Source organism: Streptomyces tropicalis (genome assembly GCF_029269835.1).
Taxonomy (GTDB): Bacteria; Actinomycetota; Actinomycetes; order Streptomycetales; family Streptomycetaceae; genus Streptomyces; species Streptomyces tropicalis.
The window spans coordinates 164,918-182,212 of the sequence record NZ_JARJBB010000004.1; the positions used below are offsets into that span (position 1 = coordinate 164,918).

Below are 17,295 nucleotides of genomic sequence, written 5' to 3' on the forward strand. Positions count from 1 at the left end.
ATCTCCCTTGATCCAGCGGACCGTTGAGCGTGTGCTGCAGGTGTTGTACGTGAGTTCAATAGCGCGATCAGTGTGGGCCGCTTGTTGAACCGACGTCAAGTAAAGTGAGGGCATGGCCGCGAACCAGGGGGAGCGCACGCGTCGCCGGCTCAGTACCGAGGAGCGCAGGGAACAGCTGCTCTCGGTGGGGGCGCGGCTGTTCTCGGAGAGCCCCTACGACGATGTGTGGATCGAGCAGGTGGCCGAGATCGCCGGGGTCTCCCGGGGGCTGCTCTATCACTACTTCCCCACCAAGCGGGACTTCTTCGCGGCGGTCGTCGAGCGGGAGAGCGGGCGGATGCTGCGGATGACCGCGGCCGTGCCCGGGCTGCCGGTCCGCGAGCAGCTCACCGCGGGCCTGGACGCCTACCTCGACTACGTCCTGGCCCACGCGCACGGCTACCGCGCCTTCCACGGCGCCGAGAACGCGGGCGACGAGGCCGTGCGCCGCGTCTACCGGCGCAACCTCGCCGCACAGGAGGAGCAGATCCTCCAGACGGTCGCCGCGGACCCGGAGTTCGGTCCGCTCGCGGAGCGGCGCCCCGACCTGCCCGTCGCCGTCCGCGGCTGGCTGGCGTTCACCGCGACGGTCTGCCTGGAGTGGCTGGACGGCGAGGACCTGACCCGGGACCAGGTCCGCGACCTGTGCGCCCGCACGCTGCTGGGCATTCTCGCGCCCTAGCGCCGCCGGCTCCGGCGATCGCCCGGCGCGCCCGGCAGCGGGAGTCCGGTTGGCGTTCGTCCCGATGTCCGGTAAGTTAGGTGAGGCTTACCTAAGGAGGTCGGGATGGACGGCACCCGGACGTGGGCGGCCGCGCCCGGAACGGCGGTGCGGGCCCGGTCGGTGCTCGCGGCGGCATGGTCCTGCGCGGTGACGGCGGAGGGCGGCCGGGAGGAGTTCGTGGGCGCGCACTCCGTGACGGCGGACGGCAGGATCCTGCTGAGCGTGCCGGAGGACAGCCCGCTCCGGGTGGCCGCGGTCTGCGCGCCGCGCGGAGAGCCCTCCGCCGTGCTGGAGTTCGCCGACGTCGCACCCGTGCCGGTGCGCGACCGGATCCGCGCCCGGCTGTGGCTCGCCGGATGGTGCGCCATGGGGGAGGGGCGCCTGGTGTTCCACCCCACCCGGGTGGTGCTGCGCGAACCGTCCGGCGCGGTCCTGGTCGACCGTGACGACTTCGCCGCCGCGGCCCCCGACCCGCTCACCGCCGCGGAGGCCCGGCTGCTCACCCACCTCGCCGACGCCCACCCCGACGCGGTGGAGCGGCTCACCCGGCTGGTCGGGGCCGACGCCCTGTTCGGCGCGGTCCGGGTGCGACCGCTCGCCCTGGACCGGCACGGGCTCACCCTGCGCATCGAACGCGCCCGCGGTCACGGCGACGCCCGGCTGCCCTTCCCTGCTCCGGCCGACGACGTCGCCCAGCTCACCGAGCGCCTCCACGCCCTGCTCGCCCGGGCCGGGACCGCGTCCTGCCCCCGCTCCCTACAGCGGCAGCGCACAGACCGCGACCGGTGAGACGAACGGCTCGCCCGCGAGCCGCAGGGCGCCGCTTCCCCGGTGCACGTGGAAGACGCTGACCGTGCCCGACTTCTGGTTCGCCGCGAACAGCAGCGCGCCGTCCGGAGAGAAGGCGATCTGCCGCGGGAAGTCCCCCGCGACCGGCACCGTGCCGAGCAGCCGGAGCCGGGCGCCGTCCGCCTCCACCGCGTAGCGCGCGATGCTGTTGTGGCCGCGGTTGGCGAGGAAGGCGTACCGGCCGTCGGCCGTCACGAGGAACTGAGCGGGGTGGTTGGTGCCGCCGCCGGAGCCCGTGGACTGCGGTGCTCCGACGGTCAGCCGGCCGCTCGACGGGTCGTAGGCGCAGACGGCGACGGTGTCGTCGACCTCGTTGACCAGGTACGCGTGGCGGCCGCCCGGGTGGAAGGCCAGGTGCCGGGGTCCGGCGCCCGGCCGGGTGCGTGCCCGCGCGGTCTCGGTCAGCGTCCCCGCACGTGGATCGAGCCGGTAGGTGTAGACGGTGTCGGTGCCGAGGTCCACGGCGAGGACGTGGGCGCCGTCCGGACCGGTGAGGAACTGGTGTGCGTGCGGGCCCTGTTGCCCGGGGCCGGGCGGCGGGCCGGAGTGCGTCACGCGGTCGGTGCGCGCACCGAGCGCACCGGTCGCGTCGATCGGGTGCACGGTGACGCTCCCGGACCCGTAGTCGGCGCTGAGCAGCCAGCGGCCGCCGGGGTGCACGGAGAGGTGGCAGGTGCCGGACCCGCCGGTGCTCCGGGTGCCGAGGACCGTCCGGTCGGCGAGCCGCACGGCGGTGACGGCCCCCTCCGCCCGCTCGTCGACGGCGTAGAGCGTGCGCCCGTCCGGATGCACGGCGAGGTACGACGGGTCGCCGACACCGGTGACGGTGCCCCGGCCGGTGACCGCGCCGGAGGCCGGGTCGTACGCGGCGACGCCGATGCCCTGCCCGCCTCCCTCGGCGGAGGCGTACGTGCCGAGGTACAGCGGGCGCGGGCCGGAGGGGGCCGGGTCGGCCCGGCGGCCCCCCTCGGCCGCCTCCGGGGCCTTCGGCGCACCCGCGGGGGAGGCGCCGGGCCGTGGAGCCGCGGGCGAGGGGAGCACGGTCACCGCCGCGGCCCCGGCCAGGGCGCCGACCAGCCGGCGCCTGCTCCAGCCGCCGCGCGGAGCCCGCGCCTGCGCACCACTGTCCATGCCCGCACCTCAGGTCGTCGGCCGCCGGTCGTGTCCGCCACCCTGGCGTGCGCCCGGGCACGACGGCAAGTGCGGCCCGGTGCACGCCGCCCGGCGGGGCACGCCGGACCCGGCCGAGCGGCGGCATCACGCCCCGGCCGCTCCGGCCGACCCGCCGGTGCCGCACGGGGTGCGGGCCTACCAGTCCCCGTCCTGCACGGGCTTGCCCGGCGCGTCCCCGAGCGGCGCGACCTGGCCCGGCGACGGCTGCTGCCAGGGCTCGTGGTCGTCACCTAGCCACTCGCCGACCGGCTGCACCTCCGTCAGGGTGTCGCTGGGGGCGAGGTCCTCGGCGTCGGAGTCGTAGTAGTCGTACCAGGGCAGGCCGGCGCGGGTGTACGCCGCGCGGTCCACCGGGGACGGCGGGGGAGCCTCGCCGGTGATGCGCCGCCACTCGGGCGGCGTCACCAGATGGACGAAGACCCGCCCGGCGGGCTCCTCCGACCATGCCCGCAGGGGGCGTTCGTCCTGGTACACCTCCTGGCGCATCGATCCGCCGACGCCGAGCCCCATGGCCGCGGCGCGGGCTCCGCCGGACCTCGCGGGTGCCGCCGGAGCGGCGCCGGGTGCGGGGGCCGCACCCGGGGCGGCCATCGGGTACGCCCCGCCGAATCCGCCGAGCGACTTCGGCGGCATCCGCCGCCGCTCCGCCATGCGGCGCTGCTCCTCCCGCCACCTCGCCAGCTCCGCGGCCCGCAGCGGGAACGACTGCAGCTGCACCCCGCCCCACGTCTCCTCGCCCGTGACCTGGCCCTCGACCGTCGCGCCGAGGCCCAGCGGCACGGCGACGAACTGACGGACCGTGCCGCTGCCCGAGTTGATGCCGTCCAGCCACGGCTGGCGGGGCAGCACCACGTAGTTCTGCGGATTCCGGGAGAGGCGGTCGCTCCAGGGCCTGCCGGAGACCGCGCACACCTTGCCCACGCCCACCTGGAGCGCGGCCGGCTCCGTCGTGCCCGCGAAGCTCAGCCACATCGCCTCACGCAGGTACACCGGCAGCATCACGCCGCCGCGGGCGCGCCACTGCTCGGGCACCGCGTCCCCGTAGTCCGCCACCCGGCGGACCGGGAACTCGCCGAGTCCCGGCGGCAGCGGGTGCGTGCCCTCCTCCGGCAGGCGCAGGGTGCGGACGAACCGCACCGCCACACCGCCCGGCAGGCGCAGGGTGTCCCCCTCGATCCGCACCGTCGTGTCGGTCATCCGCGCACTCCCCTCCGTCCAGCGCCGTCCGGCACCGCCCCGCGGCTGCGCGGCGCGGCGCCCGTCGGGCGACCGGGCCGCCCGGCCCGTCCCCGGCGGCCCCTCACGAAGAACGCCCCGGGGTGTCCGTACGGTTCCGGCGCAGCCGTTCCGGCACCCCCAGCCGGTTCCGGTAGCGGGTCAGCCGGGACATGCGCTCACGGCGGGCCTGCGTGTGGCGGTCCAGCTCCTCGAACAGCCGGCGCGAGCGGTGCTCGGTGTCCAGCTCGTCGATGATCCGGTCGGCCTCGGTCAGCACCGCGCCGTACAGCTGCCAGTGCCCGGCGTCCCGCTGCACCTCCTCCAGCAGGTGCTGGGCGAGCTTGTCGCGGGTGGCGGCGGCCTGCCGCAGCCCCGCGGCGAGACGGGACTCCGCCGACTCGGCGCTGACGCTGACGTCACTGGTGACCAGGACGGCGAAGCTGACCACGGCGTCGCCCACCTCGGACAGCAACTGCTCCACCACGGCACCCGTCGGCGGCGGGAACAGCGGGTCCGGATCGCGCTGCTTGGCCAGGTCGGTGAAGGTGCGCGCCAGCACCCGCAGGACCACCGTGCAGATCTCCACCGTGTCCAGTCCGGTGCGCAGCACGACCCGGTGCAGCAGGCCCTCGCGCACCCGCGGGTTGAGCCGGAGGCTGTCCTCGGCGCGCCGCAGCGCGGTGTCGACGTCGGAGATCTCGTGGTCCAGGCGGCGCGCCTCGTGCAGCCGGGCCGCCGCCCGCTCCACCGGAGTGGGCCCCGCCGCCTCCTCGCCCATGCGCAGCATCAGCCGGCGCACCCGGCGCGCCAGGTCCTCGATCGACTCGCCCGCCTGCTCGGTCCACACCGGGGGAGCGAGGACCAGGTTGCAGGCCATGCCGACGGACGCGCCGATCAGGGTCTCCACCACCCGCGCCCAGGCCGTGCTGCCGACGGTGGTCACACCGAGCACCAGCATCGCGCTGATCGCCACCTCGGGCACGAACTCGTCCACCCGCACCAGATGGCCCACGCCCAGCGCGGCCAGGATCACCAGCGCCAGGCTCCACCAGGTCAGTCCCACGAGCAGGGAGAAGGCGATGGCGACGAGGACACCGGCCACCACGGCGTTCACCCGGCGGATGCCGGTCTTCAGCGTGGCGAACAGGGTGACCTGGACGACCAGGAGCGCGGTCAGGGGAGCGGTCAGCGGCGCCGGTTCCGGGCTCAGCCGCAGCGCGATCACATAGGCGATCGTCGCCGCGGCCGTGGACCTGAGCGCCTGCACCACCACCGGGTCCCGGTGCCGCCTCAGCCACTCCGCGCACGACGACGTCCACTCACGTACAACTTGCATCTCTTGCGCTGTTCCCCGTTCACCGACGGGTCGAACATGATCACGGCCGACCGGATGCGACCGTTTCGTCCTCCGTCGTGCGGGGCCCCGGTCTCCTCGCCGGGGTCAGGCCGTGAGCCTGTCGAGGAAGGCGGTCAGGTTTCCCATGGTGCGCGCGATCTGCTGCTCCACGGTGAGGCTCTCCTCCAGGCGCGATCCGGAGTCGGGGACCCGGAGGCCGCGCACGTACAGCGGGCAGGCCAGGTCCGCGCACATGTACACGCCGACCGAGTTCCCCTCGCGGCCGGCGGCGCCCGCCTTGCGGGCCGTCATCAGGGACACCCCGCCCCCGCGATGGGTCGTCAGGCACAGCGAGCACATGCTGCGGTGCAGGAAACCCCGCTGCGAGGTCGGGAAACGGAGGGCCACGCCGGTCGGCCGTCCGTCCCGCGGGACCACCAGGTAGCTGCGGTCGGGCGCCCCGGGGTCCCGCCAGCCCAGGAAGTCCAGGTCGTCCCAGGGGCGCTGGTCCAGGTCGCGGGGGACGGCCAGGCGCTTGGCCTCGCCCTTGGAGCAGTTCACGAAGGAGCTGCGGATGTCCTGCTCGGTGAGCGGTCGCACGGGATCTCCCGGGGTCGGTGGTCTTTCGATGACACGAACCTAAATGTATTAGGTTTTCGGCTAGGGTAGTCAGCCAAAGGAGGGGGAGCCAATGGATTTCGGCTTCCGGCACGCACCACGGGCCCGCGAGGCGCTGCGCCACGTGGCGGCGCGCTCCGCGGGCCCGGCCGCCGACCCGGACCTGCGCGTCACCTCACCCTCAACTTCCATCCCGACCGCCTGTCCGGCGGTACACCGCCCTGCCGGCGACGGCCCGGGACGGCGTCCACCACTCGCAGTTCGCCACCGGCGCCGGCGACGGCGGCCTCACCGCGCACCCCGGCGGCGACCGCCGGCGCTGGGAGAGCCGGATCCTCGGCGGCGCGTACGACGGCGCGGCCCCGGCCGAGCGCCCCGTGCACGGTGCGCTGAGCTTCTGCCGCCAGGCGGTCGGCGCGGCCCCCAGGTTCGGCTCCTCGCACGTCCGGCTCGGGCCCGCGGCGACAGCCCGGACCATCCTCTGCCACCCGGACGGCGCCGCCGAGCCCGGCGACTTCGGCGTGGCCGCCGGCATGTCCCTGATCGCCCTGGCCTCGGCCGACGACCGGGACGCGCTCGGCGACTGCGTCGAGGCCCAGGTCCACGCGGGCGTCGGCCTCGCCCGCGACGTGGAGGCGCTCGTCCTCTACGCGGGCCACCGCGGCACGCCCGTCGAGGCCGACGCCCGGCGCCTGCCCCGCCCCGCCGAGTGGCACCCCGGCCACCGGATCACCGTCCCCGGGCTGCGCCGGCACGCCGGCTTCCGCGGCCCGCGGTTCGCCTATCTGGTGCTGTGGTCGGAAAACCTTTCGGCCACAGCACCAGGCGCGGGGATCGCCGAGGACGGCCGGATCGACCCGCGGATCATCGGCGACGCCGCCCGCGGCGGCCGGTACGCCCTCCAGGACCTGAAGACGGTGCGGCACACGCGGGCCCGCTTCGGGGCGCCGGAAGGCGCAGGCACCGCGCGGCCGGCGCCCGGCCCGGCGGAAGCGGGGCCGTACGCCCTCCGGCCCCGGTGGGATCCGGTCTCGCGTCCTGCGGTGCGGTGGGATCCGGTCTCGCGTCCTGCGGTGCGGTGGGATCCGGTCTCGCGTCCTGCGGTGCGGTGGGATCCGGTCTCGTGTCCTGCGGTGCGGTGGGATCCGGTCTCGCGTCCTGCGGTGCGGTGGGATCCGGTCTCGCGTCCTGCGGTGCGGTGGGATCCGGTCTCGTGTCCCGCGCTCCGGTGGAATCCGGCCCCGGGTGACGGGGTCCGGCCGGGTCCGGCGCCACGTCCTGCGGCCTGTGGAGCCCGGCGCCGCGTCCTCCGGTCGGCCGCCGCCGCTCCGCCCGCCACGGCGGCGACCGTCCCGCTCCCGCGGTCCACTACCGGGCGCCCGACTCCTCCTCGGCCGGGGCGGGCGGCCACACCCCCGGGGCCAGCACCCCCAGTGCGTAGGCCCGCGCCACGAGTTCCGTCCGGTTCGCCGCGCCCCACCGGGCCGAAAGGCGCCGCAGATGGTAGGTCACCCCGTCCGGGCTCAGGCCGGTCTCCCGGCCGGCCCGCGCCGTGGTCGCCCCGCCCGCCAGCAGCGCCAGGATCCGCGCCTCCACCCCGGTCACCCGGGCCGGTGCCACCGTCGGCGCCCGGTGTTCGCAGGCCACCCGCAGCGTCACCAGCAGCGCCGGCGTGTCCTCCACCGTGTCGCTGACCGGATCGGCGGTCAGCTCCCCGCGCCGGTCGGTCCCGTCCGCGGTCCGCCAGCGCACCGACACCTGGTAGCGCGAGCGGTGCCGCAGCCGCAGCGCCTCGGCGATCCGGTCCACCTGGGTGGCCTCCTGAGGGGTGAACAGCTCCAGCACCTGCCGGCCGCGCAGCCGTCCGGGCGTCGTCCCGCACTCCGCCGCCATCGCCGGGTTCGCCAGCACGACGAGCCCGTACACGTCGCACACCGCGACCGGCATCGCCATCCGGTCGAAGAGGGTCAGCGCGCGGTTCCGCCAGAGCACCACCCCGTGCTGCGCCGCGTCCACTGCTGCCTCCTGCCACACCCGGAGCACCGCGCACAAGGCCCGGCCACGAACACGCACTACACAATCATGCAGGACTCCGGTGCGGCCCGCCGGGCCCCGTGGACCACGCTGGACCGCAGTACGTCCGTACCGCGAAAGGCAGTTGTCGCGCCATGTCCCCCACCGCGCCGCACCCCACGACCGACGGCACGCTCCCCGGCGTCCCCGTCGTCGACATCTCCGCCACCGGACCGGGCCGGGCCCCGATCCAGCAGGTCATGGACCTCATGCGCACGCACGGGCCGGCCCTCGTGCGACGGCTGCACGGCCGGGACGCGCTGTTCGTCTCGGACCTGGAGCTGGTCTCCGACCTCGCCGACGAGCGGCGTTTCGCCAAGCACGTGGGCCCCGCCCTGGAGAACGTGCGGGAGTTCACCGCCGACGGGCTGTTCACCGCGTACAACGACGAACCCAACTGGGCGCGCGCCCACGACATCCTGATGCCCGCCTTCGCGCTGGGCTCGATGCGCACCTACCACCCGGTGATGCTTAAGGTGGCCCGCCGCCTCATCGAGTCGTGGGACCGCGCGGCCGCCGAGGGACGGCCCGTCGAGGTCGCCGACGACATGACCCGGATGACCCTCGACACCATCGGCCTCGCGGGCTTCGACTACGACTTCGGCTCCTTCCTCCGGGACGACCCCCACCCCTTCGTCGACTCGATGGTGCGCTGCCTGGAATGGAGCATGACCCGGCTCGCCCGCACGCCCGGCCGGGACCACTCCGCGGCCGACGCCGCCTTCCGGACGGACGCCGCCCACCTGGCCCAGGTCGTCGACGACGTCATCGCCGCCCGCTCCGGCACCGACCAGAGCGGGGCCGAGGACCTGCTCGGCCTCATGCTGACCGCCGCCCACCCCGCCGACGGCGCCACCCTGGACCCGGCCAACATCCGCAACCAGGTCATCACCTTCCTCATCGCGGGCCACGAGACCACCTCCGGCGCGATGTCCTTCGCGCTGTACTACCTCGCCAAGCACCCGACCGCGCTGCAGCTCGTGCAGCGGGAGGCCGACGCCCTGTGGGGCGACACAGCCGACCCCGAGCCCACCTATGAGGAGGTCGGCCGGCTCGCCTACACCCGGCAGGTGCTCAACGAGGCCCTGCGGCTGTGGCCGACGGCCGCCGCCTTCAGCCGGCACGCCCTCGAGGACACCCTGCTCGGCGGCCGGATCCCGCTGCGCGCCGGACAGCCGGTCACCGTGCTCACCCCGATGCTGCACCGCGACCCCGTGTGGGGCGACAACCCGGGGCTGTTCGACCCGTCCCGTTTCTCGCCCGAGGCGGAGGCCGCCCGCCCCGTGCACGCCTTCAAGCCCTTCGGTACCGGCGAACGTGCCTGCATCGGAAGGCAGTTCGCGCTGCACGAGGCGACCATGCTGCTGGCCATGCTGGTGCACCGCTACCGGCTGCACGACCACGCCGGATACCGCCTCGCGGTGAAGGAGACCCTCACCCTCAAGCCCGAGGGCTTCACCCTCGCGCTGACGCCGCGCACCCCGGCCGACCGCGTCCACCCCGCCCTGCCCGGCGCCGCGCGGTCCGCGCCGGAGCGGACACGGACGCAGGACCTGCCCGCCCGCGTCCGCCCCGGCACCCGGGTCCTGCTGCTGCACGGCAGCAACTACGGCACCTGCCGCGACTTCGCCGCCCAACTCGCCGACGACACCGCGGCGATCGGCTGCGACACCGAGGTGGCCCCGCTGGACGCGTACGCCGGCGGCCTGCCCGCCGACCGCACCGTGGTCGTCGCGGCCGCCTCCTACAACGGCCGTCCCACCGACGACGCGACGGCCTTCGACGCCTGGCTGGAGAGCGCGCCCGACACCACCGGGGTCACCTACGCCGTCCTCGGCGTCGGCGACCGCAACTGGGCCGCCACCTACCAGCACGTCCCCACCCGCATCGACGAGCGCCTCGCCGCGGGCGGCGCCACCCGCCTGACCGGACGCGCCGCCGCCGACGCCTCCGGCGATCTCACGGGCACCGTCCGCGACTTCACCGTACGGCTGCGCGCCGCCCTGCTGGAGCGGCACAGCGACCCCGACGCCGCGGCCGACGCCCCCGCCGGGCCGGACACCGCCTACGAGGTCCGCACCCTGAGCGGCGGCCCGCTGGACGCGCTCGCCGACCGGCACGGCCTGGTGCCGATGACGGTCACCGAGGCCTACGACCTCACCGCGCCCGGGTACCCGCGGCGCAAGCGCTTCCTGCGCGTCGCGCTGCCGGACGGCGTCACCTACCGCACGGCCGACCACCTCACCGTGCTGCCCGCCAACGACCCCGGGCTCGTCGAGCGCGCCGCCGCCGCGCTCGGCGTCGACCTCGGCACCGTGCTCGACGTCCGTGCCACCCGCCCGCGCCGCGACGGACTGGCCGTGGACCGTCCGGTGACGGTACGTCAACTTTTGATGCATTACGTGGAGTTGCAGGACCGTCCCGGCTCCGACCGGCTGGCCGCCCTGGCCGCGGCCAACCCCTGCCCGCCCGAGCGCGCCGCCCTCACCGCCCTCGCCGCCGGGGCCGACGACCCGCGCACCCTCGTGGAGCTGTTCGAGGACCACCCCGCCCTGCGCGGCGCGCTCGACTGGCCGCGGCTGCTGGAGGTGCTCGCCCCGCTGCGCCCGCGGCACTACTCCATCTCCTCCGCGCCCGCCGCCGACCCGCACCACGCCGACCTGATGGTCTCCCTGCTCCAGGCCCCGGCGCGCTCGGGCAAGGGCGTCTACCGGGGCACCGGGTCCGGCCACCTGGCCTCCCTCGCGCCCGGCGACACGCTGTACGCCCGCGTCCAGCCGTGCCGGGAGGTCTTCCGCGTCGACGGCTCGGCGCCGGTGATCATGGTGTCCGCGGGCACCGGGCTCGCCCCGTTCCGCGGTGCCGTCGCCGACCGCGTCGCCGCCCTCGCCGGGGGTTGCGAACTCGCCCCCGCCCTCTGCTACGTCGGCTGCGACGCGCCCGACGCCGACTTCCTGCACGCCGACGAGCTGCGCGCCGCCGAGCGGGTCGGTGCCCTCGCGCTGCGGCCCGCCTTCAGCGCCGCCCCCGAGAACGGGGCCGCCTTCGTCCAGCACCGCATCGCCGCGGAGGGCGACGAGGTCTGGGCGCTGCTCGACGCCGGCGCCCGGGTGCACGTGTGCGGTGACGGCTCCCGCATGGCCCCCGGCGTCCGTGAGGCGTTCCGCACGCTGTACCGGGAGCGCACGCCCGGCGCCGACGGTCCGTCCGCCGAGCGGTGGCTCGACGCGCTGGTCGCCGACGGCCGCTACGTCGAGGACGTCTACGCGGCCGGCTGACGCCGCCGTCCGCCCCGGACCGCCCGCCGTCCCGCCCCGGCCCCGCGCCGGTCCGCCCCCTGCCGGTCCGCCGACCGGGGGCGGACGCGCGCCCGCCCGCCTCCGGTCACGACTCCCCGGCACGTCTTAATTTATTGCGTGGACTAAGAGGGCGGGAAAGTCGCGCGGCGGACGGCCGCGACGGTATCTTGCACCGCGGGCAGGGGCACGAGCGAGGGGGCCACATGGCGGGGCGGAACGGGCGCACGGTGCGCGACCTCCGGCGGGGCAACCGCACGGCGGTACTGGAGCGGCTGTACTTCGACGGCCCGCTCAGCCGCTTCGAACTCGGCCCGGCCACCGGCCTGAGTTCCGGCTCGGTCAGCAACGTGGTCGCCGACCTGGCCGCCGACGGCCTGGTGGAGGAGGCCGGTTCCGTCGACTCCGACGGCGGCCGCCCGCGCACCCTGCTGCGCGTCGCCCCGGACAGCGGCCGCATGATCGGTGTGGACGTCGGCGAAACCCGGGTGCGCGTCGAGCTGTTCGACCTCACCCTGACCGAACTGGCCCGTACCGAAAGGCCGCTGGAGGCGCAGCGCTACGACCCCGACGTGATCGCCGGGCACGTCCGGGACGGGATCGCCGAGGTGCTCGCGGCCGCCGGCCAGGCACCCGAGCGCCTCCTCGGCATCGGTGTCGGCGTCCCCGGCATCGTCGAGCGCACCCCGGACCGCGGCGCCGTCGTGCACGGCCAGACCATCGGCTGGGACGCGGTCCCGCTGGAGTCCCTGCTCCGGGCGGACTCCCGGCTCCCCGACGACGTGCCCTGCTTCATCGACAACGGGGCCAGGACGCTCGGCCAGGCCGAGATGTGGTTCGGCGCCGGACGTGGCGCCGGCAACGCCGTCGTGGTGCTCTTCGGCTCCGGCGTCGGCGCCAGCCTGGTCACCCCCGAGGCCGAGCGCGGCCGGGCCGTCGAGTGGGGGCACCTGACCGTGCGCGTACGCGGCCGCCGCTGCCGGTGCGGCGCCCTCGGCTGTCTGGAGGCCTACGCCGGGGCGGAGTCGCTGCTGGCGCGCTGGCGCGAGGAGGGCGGGCGCCCACCGCGCGGCGCCGACGAGGAGACCGCGCTCACCGCCATGCTCGCCGCCGCCTACCCGCCCCCCGGCACCGCCGCCGACCCGGTCGCGCTCGCGGTGCTGGAGGAGACCGCCGAGTACCTGGGCGCCGGCCTGGCGGACCTCATCAACCTCTTCCAGCCCGAGCGGATCCTCATCGGCGGCTGGGCCGGCCTCCAGCTCGGCCCCCGCATCCTGCCCGCCGTACGCCGGCACGCCACGGCGTACGCGCTGCGCCACCCCGCCGGGAAGGTGACCGTCGACCTCGGGCGCCTCGGCCCGGACGCGGTCACCGTCGGCGCGGCGATCCTGCCCCTCGCCGACTTCTTCGCCCGCGGGGGCCGCCGCCCCGACCCCGCACCCCGGGACCGGCACCCCGCCTGGCGGGCGGCACTGGAGGAACGCGGACCCTAGCGCTGCGGGCGGCGGGGCCCACCGGGTCGCGACGCCCGGTACGGCGCCTCGCCGCGTCGTCGCGCCACCCGGCCCGAGCGCCCGCCCGTGCCGGGACCGCCCGGCGGGGTTCCCCGCGGCCGTGTCCTTGGGGATCATGGGGACGCCCGCCCGTGCCGGTCGTACGAAGGAGTCGTCCGTGAGCCATGACCTCGCCGGTGTCCGCGCCCAGTTCCCCGCGCTGAAGGCGGGCTGGGCCCACTTCGACGGCCCCGGCGGCAGCCAGACGCCCCAGCCCGTCATCGACGCCGTGGCCGACGCTCTGGCCGGACCGCTCGCCAACCGGGGGCACGTCACGGCCGGCGAGCGGCGCGCCGAGGCCCTGGTCGGCGACGCCCGGCGGGCCATGGCCGACCTGCTCGGCGCCGACGCGTCCGGCATCGTCCTCGGCCGCAGCGCCACCCAGCTGACCTACGACTTCGCCCGCACCCTCGCCCGCACCTGGGAGCCGGGGGACGAGGTCGTCGTGACCCGCCTGGACCACGACGCCAACATCCGCCCGTGGGTCCAGGCGGCCGCGGCCGCCGGCGCCGTGGTCCGCTGGGCCGACTTCGACCCGGCCACGGGCGAGCTGGCCCCGGACGCCATCGGTGCCCTCCTGACCGACCGGACCCGGCTGGTGGCGGTCACCGCCGCCTCCAACCTGATCGGCACCCGCCCCGACGTGCCCGCCATCGCGGCCCTCGCCCACGCCCGGGGCGCACTGGTCCACGTCGACGGCGTGCACGCCACGGCCCACGCCCCGATCGATGTGGCCGCGCTCGGCGCCGACCTCTTCGTCTGCTCCCCGTACAAGTTCCTCGGCCCGCACCTCGGAGTCGCGGCGGGCCGCCCGGAGCTGCTCCGGACGCTGCACCCGGACAAGCTGCTGCCGTCCTCGGACGAGGTCCCCGAGCGGTTCGAACTGGGCACCCTGCCCTACGAACTGCTCGCCGGTACCCGGGCCGCCGTGGACTTCCTGGCCGGCATGGACCCCGAGGCGACCGGCACCCGCCGCGCCCGGCTGCTCACCTCCCTCGGGTCGCTCGAGACCCACGAGGGCGCCCTGCGCCGCCGGATCGAGTCGGCGCTGGCCGCCCTGCCCGGCGTCACCGTGCACTCGCGGGCCGCCGAGCGCACCCCCACCCTGCTGCTGACCCTCGACGGACGCAGCACGGTCGACGCCTGCGCCCACCTGGCCGAGCGGTCGATCGCCGCGCCGTCGGGGTCCTTCTACGCGGTGGAGGCGTCCCGCCGGCTCGGCCTCGGCGACACCGGGGGACTGCGCATCGGCCTGGCCCCGTACACCGGCGACGAGGACGCCGACCGCCTCCTGGAGGCCCTGTCCGCCTTCCTGGAGGCATGACGCCACGGGTACCGGACCCCTTGCGGGGACGGCCGGGCCGAGGGCAACGGCTCGGCGTCGACCGCTGCACCTACCGCAAGTCCGGTGCACCGCCCTACAGTTGATCGATGCGTGCACACCATGTCGACCGCCCGGCCGATCTCGACGCGGTACGTGAGTCCTATGACCGGGTGGCCGACGACTACGCCCACATGGTGGTGACGACGGGAGTCGGCGACATCCGCAGCGATCCGTGGCTCAAGGCGTCCATCGACGCCTTCGCCGACACCGTGCGCGGGCTCGGGCCCGTCCTCGACGTCGGCTGCGGGCCCGGAACGGTGACCGCCTACCTCGCCGAACGCGGACTCGATGTGTCCGGGGTGGATCTCTCGCCCCGCATGATCGAGAACGCGCGCCGCCTTCATCCGGAGTGCCGCTTCGCTGTCGCTTCCGCCACGGAGCTCGACCTCGGTGAAGCGACGTTGGGCGGCGTGCTCGGGTGGTGGTCGCTGTTCAACCTCCCCCGGGACGTCCTTCCTCAGGTTCTCGCCCTGTTCGCGCGCGCGTTGAAGCCGGGCGGCCACTTCATCACCGGAACACACGTCGGTGACGAGGACGCGGTGCGCACCGAGGCCTACGGAGGCGTACCCGTTCGCTGGACGACGCACAAGTGGCGGCCGGGACGACTCGTGGACCTGATCGAGCAGGCCGGACTGCGCCCGGTGGCCGAACTTCGGCTCCCTGCAGGCGAGGAATGGGGGCCGGGTGTGGTCGTGATGGCCGAGCGACCCGGCTGAGGACCGGGCGCCGCAAGCGGCGCAGGGCCTCATGCCTCGCACGGCTCCTCCGGACGGGTGCGGCGCCGGTCGAAGGTGCTGCTGACCGTGGACCTGCGGGCCTGCGTGGGGGTGGGCGCCGGCCGTCCGCCCAGGGACCGGTGAGCGGAGCCCCGGGGCGGACGGGTGAGGGAAGCGGTCCGCGGACGCGGCCCGGTCAGACGCCGGACCGCCCGGCGAAGGCGTCGACGCCGGTCAGCTCCGCGGACAGCGCCCACAGACGGGCCGCCTGCTCCGGATCGGTGGCCCAGGGCTTCACCCCGAACCCGGCGCCGTCCTCCGGCGCGGGCCCGGCGATGTCGCAGTCCTCCAGGTAGACCCCGCCCAGGCCGTCGAGCTGCGGTGACGTGGCCGCCCACACCTGGGTCGCCGCGCCCTGCTCCGGGGTCTTGAAGCCCGTCGGGTTCAGCGGGTTGCCCTGCTCGTCGATCCAGCCGCGCTCGACCATCTCCTCCTTGGCCAGGTGCCGCTGGAGCGGGGTGAGGATGCCGCCGGGGTGCAGCGCGAAGGCCCGCACCCCGGCGTCCCGGCCCAGCCGGTCGAGGTGGACGGCGAACAGGACGTTCGCGGTCTTGGCCTGCCCGTACGCCTGCCACTTGTCGTACCCCTGCCGCCAGTGGAGGTCGTCCCAGCGGATGCCGGACAGGTGGTGGCCCCGGGAGGAGACCGACACGATCCGGGCGCCGCCCGGCTCGATCGCCGGCCACAGGCGGTTGACCAGGGCGTAGTGCCCCAGGTGGTTCGTCGCGAACTGGGCCTCCCAGCCCGGTCCGACACGGGTCTCCGGGCAGGCCATGATGCCGGCGTTGTCGATGAGGACGTCGATCGTGCGGCCGGACGCCAGGAACCGCTCGGCGAAGCCGCGCACGCTGTCCAGGTCGCCGAGATCGAGCTCGTCCACCTCCGTCCCGTCGATGCCGGCCAGGGCCTCGCGGGCGGCGTCGGGGCGGCGCGCCGGGACCACCACGTGGGCGCCCGCCGCGGCGAGCGCGCGGGTGGTCTCCAGGCCGAGGCCCGAGTAGCCGCCGGTGACGACGGCCAGCTTCCCGGTGAGGTCCAGGCCCTGCAGGACGTCCCCGGCGGTGCTCGTGGCGCCGAAGCCCGATCCGATCTTGTGCTGTGGCGTAGTGCTCATGCTCCGCACGCTACGAATTGGAGTGCGCTCCAAGTCAAGCGCGGCCGTGTGCGTCTTCGCGGCGCCCGGGCCCGCCCGTGTCCGCCCGTCGGACCCGGGCCCGCGTCCGGCGCTCCCGGGCCCAGTCCAGCAGGGCCTCGGCGGGCCACGTGTTCACCACCCGATCGGCCGGCACCCCGCACTCCTCGGCGCGTGCGCATCCCCGGACCTGCCAGTCCAGCTGGCCCGGGGCGTGGGCGTCGGTGTCGACGGCGAACAGCACGCCCGCGTCGACGGCCCGGCGCAGCAGCCGCCGCGGGGGGTCCAGCCGCTCCGGGCGGCTGTTGATCTCCACCGCCGTCCCCGTCTCGGCGCACGCGGCGAAGACCGCGTCCGCGTCGAAGTCCGACTCGGGCCGCCGCCGTCCGGACAGCAGCCGCCCCGTGCAGTGCCCGAGGACGTCGGAGTGCGGGTTGCGCACCGCGGCCACCATGCGCCGGGTCATGGTGCGGGCGTCCATCCGCAGCTTGGAGTGCACCGACACCACGACCACGTCGAGCCGCTCCAGCAGCTCCGGTTCCTGGTCGAGGGAGCCGTCGTCGAGGATGTCGCACTCGATGCCGGTCAGCAGCCGGAACGGCGCCCAGGTCTCGTTGAGCGCCGCCACCACCCGCAGCTGCTCGCGCAGCCGGTCGGCCGTCAGGCCGCGGGCGACCGCCAGCCGCGGCGAGTGGTCCGTCAGCACGGCCCACTCGTGCCCGAGGCGTGCCGCGGTGCGGCCCATCTCCTCGATCGGGCTGCCGCCGTCGGACCAGTCGGAGTGCAGATGGCAGTCACCGCGCAGCCGCTCCCGCAGCCCGGCGCCGCCGCCCGGTGCGGGCTCCTCCTCGTCCCGCAGCCGCTGCAGATAGCCGGGCACCCGCCCGTCCAGGGCCTCCCGCACCACCTGCGCGGTCTTCGGACCGACGCCCTTGAGCGACTCCAGCGTCCCTTCCGACGCCCGCCGGGCGACCTCCTGCGGCGGCAGCTCCGCCAGGACCCGGGCGGCGGTGCGGAAGGCGCGGACGCGGTACGTCGGGGCCAGGGACCGCTCCAGCAGGAAGGCGATCCGGTCCAGTGCCTCCAGGGGGTCCATCGCCACCTCCACCCCTCAGCGTTCCGCA

At 75.6% G+C, this 17,295-nt stretch carries 13 protein-coding genes and 1 pseudogene; 7 read left to right on the forward strand and 7 right to left on the reverse strand.

Annotation, left to right across the window (positions count from 1 at the left end; genetic code table 11):
• Positions 1–112 precede the first annotated feature (112 nt).
• Together P3H78_RS09840 and P3H78_RS09845 are read left to right on the forward strand one after the other, a co-directional pair.
• The gene (locus tag P3H78_RS09840) at positions 113–721 is read left to right on the forward strand and encodes a TetR/AcrR family transcriptional regulator (RefSeq protein ID WP_276108484.1); all 609 of its coding nucleotides are present in this window, start codon (positions 113–115) and stop codon (positions 719–721) included.
• Between the two features lie 105 nt (positions 722–826).
• On the forward strand, positions 827–1,552 hold the full coding sequence (locus tag P3H78_RS09845; protein WP_276108485.1) for a DUF2470 domain-containing protein: 726 nt from the start codon (positions 827–829) through the stop codon (positions 1,550–1,552).
• Here the strand turns inward: P3H78_RS09845 and P3H78_RS09850 are convergent.
• The 4 genes from P3H78_RS09850 to P3H78_RS09865 all read right to left on the reverse strand — a co-directional run bounded on the left by P3H78_RS09850 (position 1,520) and on the right by P3H78_RS09865 (position 5,939).
• Positions 1,520–2,743, reverse strand: coding sequence for a lactonase family protein (locus P3H78_RS09850; RefSeq protein ID WP_276108486.1), 1,224 nt, complete (start codon positions 2,741–2,743; stop codon positions 1,520–1,522). The genes P3H78_RS09845 and P3H78_RS09850 overlap by 33 nt on opposite strands.
• Before the next feature lie 177 nt (positions 2,744–2,920).
• Positions 2,921–3,982: a hypothetical protein gene (locus P3H78_RS09855; RefSeq protein WP_276108487.1), complete on the reverse strand. Its 1,062-nt coding sequence runs from the start codon at positions 3,980–3,982 to the stop codon at positions 2,921–2,923.
• 103 nt (positions 3,983–4,085) lie between these two features.
• The gene (locus P3H78_RS09860) at positions 4,086–5,339 is read right to left on the reverse strand and encodes an FUSC family protein (protein ID WP_276108488.1); all 1,254 of its coding nucleotides are present in this window, start codon (positions 5,337–5,339) and stop codon (positions 4,086–4,088) included.
• 105 nt (positions 5,340–5,444) lie between these two features.
• The gene (locus P3H78_RS09865; protein WP_276108490.1) at positions 5,445–5,939 is read right to left on the reverse strand and encodes an FBP domain-containing protein; all 495 of its coding nucleotides are present in this window, start codon (positions 5,937–5,939) and stop codon (positions 5,445–5,447) included.
• A gap of 91 nt (positions 5,940–6,030) precedes the next feature.
• Between P3H78_RS09865 and P3H78_RS09870 the strand changes: the two are divergent.
• A pseudogene (locus P3H78_RS09870) lies at positions 6,031–6,934 on the forward strand (DUF3626 domain-containing protein); the annotation flags it as partial.
• 391 nt (positions 6,935–7,325) lie between these two features.
• Here the strand turns inward: P3H78_RS09870 and P3H78_RS09875 are convergent.
• Positions 7,326–7,910, reverse strand: coding sequence for a PAS domain S-box protein (locus tag P3H78_RS09875; protein ID WP_438827950.1), 585 nt, complete (start codon positions 7,908–7,910; stop codon positions 7,326–7,328).
• 215 nt (positions 7,911–8,125) lie between these two features.
• Between P3H78_RS09875 and P3H78_RS09880 the strand changes: the two genes are divergently transcribed.
• The 4 genes from P3H78_RS09880 to P3H78_RS09895 all read left to right on the forward strand — a co-directional run bounded on the left by P3H78_RS09880 (position 8,126) and on the right by P3H78_RS09895 (position 14,979).
• Entirely contained in the window at positions 8,126–11,308 is a 3,183-nt protein-coding gene (locus P3H78_RS09880) for a cytochrome P450 (RefSeq protein ID WP_276108491.1), read from the forward strand.
• A gap of 224 nt (positions 11,309–11,532) precedes the next feature.
• Entirely contained in the window at positions 11,533–12,819 is a 1,287-nt protein-coding gene (locus P3H78_RS09885) for an ROK family transcriptional regulator (RefSeq protein ID WP_276108492.1), read from the forward strand.
• A gap of 178 nt (positions 12,820–12,997) precedes the next feature.
• A complete protein-coding gene (locus tag P3H78_RS09890) occupies positions 12,998–14,203 on the forward strand; it encodes a cysteine desulfurase-like protein (RefSeq protein ID WP_276108493.1) in 1,206 nt (401 codons plus the stop codon).
• Positions 14,204–14,310: 107 nt separating this feature from the next.
• Positions 14,311–14,979, forward strand: a complete 669-nt coding sequence (locus P3H78_RS09895; RefSeq protein WP_276108494.1) for a class I SAM-dependent methyltransferase — start codon at positions 14,311–14,313, stop codon at positions 14,977–14,979.
• 196 nt (positions 14,980–15,175) lie between these two features.
• On the opposite strand, the gene P3H78_RS09900 is transcribed toward P3H78_RS09895, so the two are convergent.
• Both P3H78_RS09900 and P3H78_RS09905 read right to left on the reverse strand, forming a co-directional pair.
• Entirely contained in the window at positions 15,176–16,153 is a 978-nt protein-coding gene (locus tag P3H78_RS09900; protein ID WP_276108495.1) for an SDR family NAD(P)-dependent oxidoreductase, read from the reverse strand.
• Between the two features lie 34 nt (positions 16,154–16,187).
• Positions 16,188–17,267, reverse strand: a complete 1,080-nt coding sequence (locus P3H78_RS09905) for a PHP domain-containing protein (protein WP_276108496.1) — start codon at positions 17,265–17,267, stop codon at positions 16,188–16,190.
• Positions 17,268–17,295: the final 28 nt, after the last annotated feature.

Coding starts and splice junctions, on each gene's coding strand:
- P3H78_RS09840 (WP_276108484.1), top strand. CDS start 113: ATGGCCGCGAACCAGGGGGAGCGCACGCGTCGCCGGCTCAGTACCGAG.
- P3H78_RS09845 (WP_276108485.1), top strand. CDS start 827: ATGGACGGCACCCGGACGTGGGCGGCCGCGCCCGGAACGGCGGTGCGG.
- P3H78_RS09850 (WP_276108486.1), bottom strand. CDS start 2,743: ATGGACAGTGGTGCGCAGGCGCGGGCTCCGCGCGGCGGCTGGAGCAGG.
- P3H78_RS09855 (WP_276108487.1), bottom strand. CDS start 3,982: ATGACCGACACGACGGTGCGGATCGAGGGGGACACCCTGCGCCTGCCG.
- P3H78_RS09860 (WP_276108488.1), bottom strand. CDS start 5,339: ATGCAAGTTGTACGTGAGTGGACGTCGTCGTGCGCGGAGTGGCTGAGG.
- P3H78_RS09875 (WP_438827950.1), bottom strand. CDS start 7,910: ATGGCGATGCCGGTCGCGGTGTGCGACGTGTACGGGCTCGTCGTGCTG.
- P3H78_RS09880 (WP_276108491.1), top strand. CDS start 8,126: ATGTCCCCCACCGCGCCGCACCCCACGACCGACGGCACGCTCCCCGGC.
- P3H78_RS09885 (WP_276108492.1), top strand. CDS start 11,533: ATGGCGGGGCGGAACGGGCGCACGGTGCGCGACCTCCGGCGGGGCAAC.
- P3H78_RS09895 (WP_276108494.1), top strand. CDS start 14,311: ATGCGTGCACACCATGTCGACCGCCCGGCCGATCTCGACGCGGTACGT.
- P3H78_RS09900 (WP_276108495.1), bottom strand. CDS start 16,153: ATGAGCACTACGCCACAGCACAAGATCGGATCGGGCTTCGGCGCCACG.
- P3H78_RS09905 (WP_276108496.1), bottom strand. CDS start 17,267: ATGGACCCCCTGGAGGCACTGGACCGGATCGCCTTCCTGCTGGAGCGG.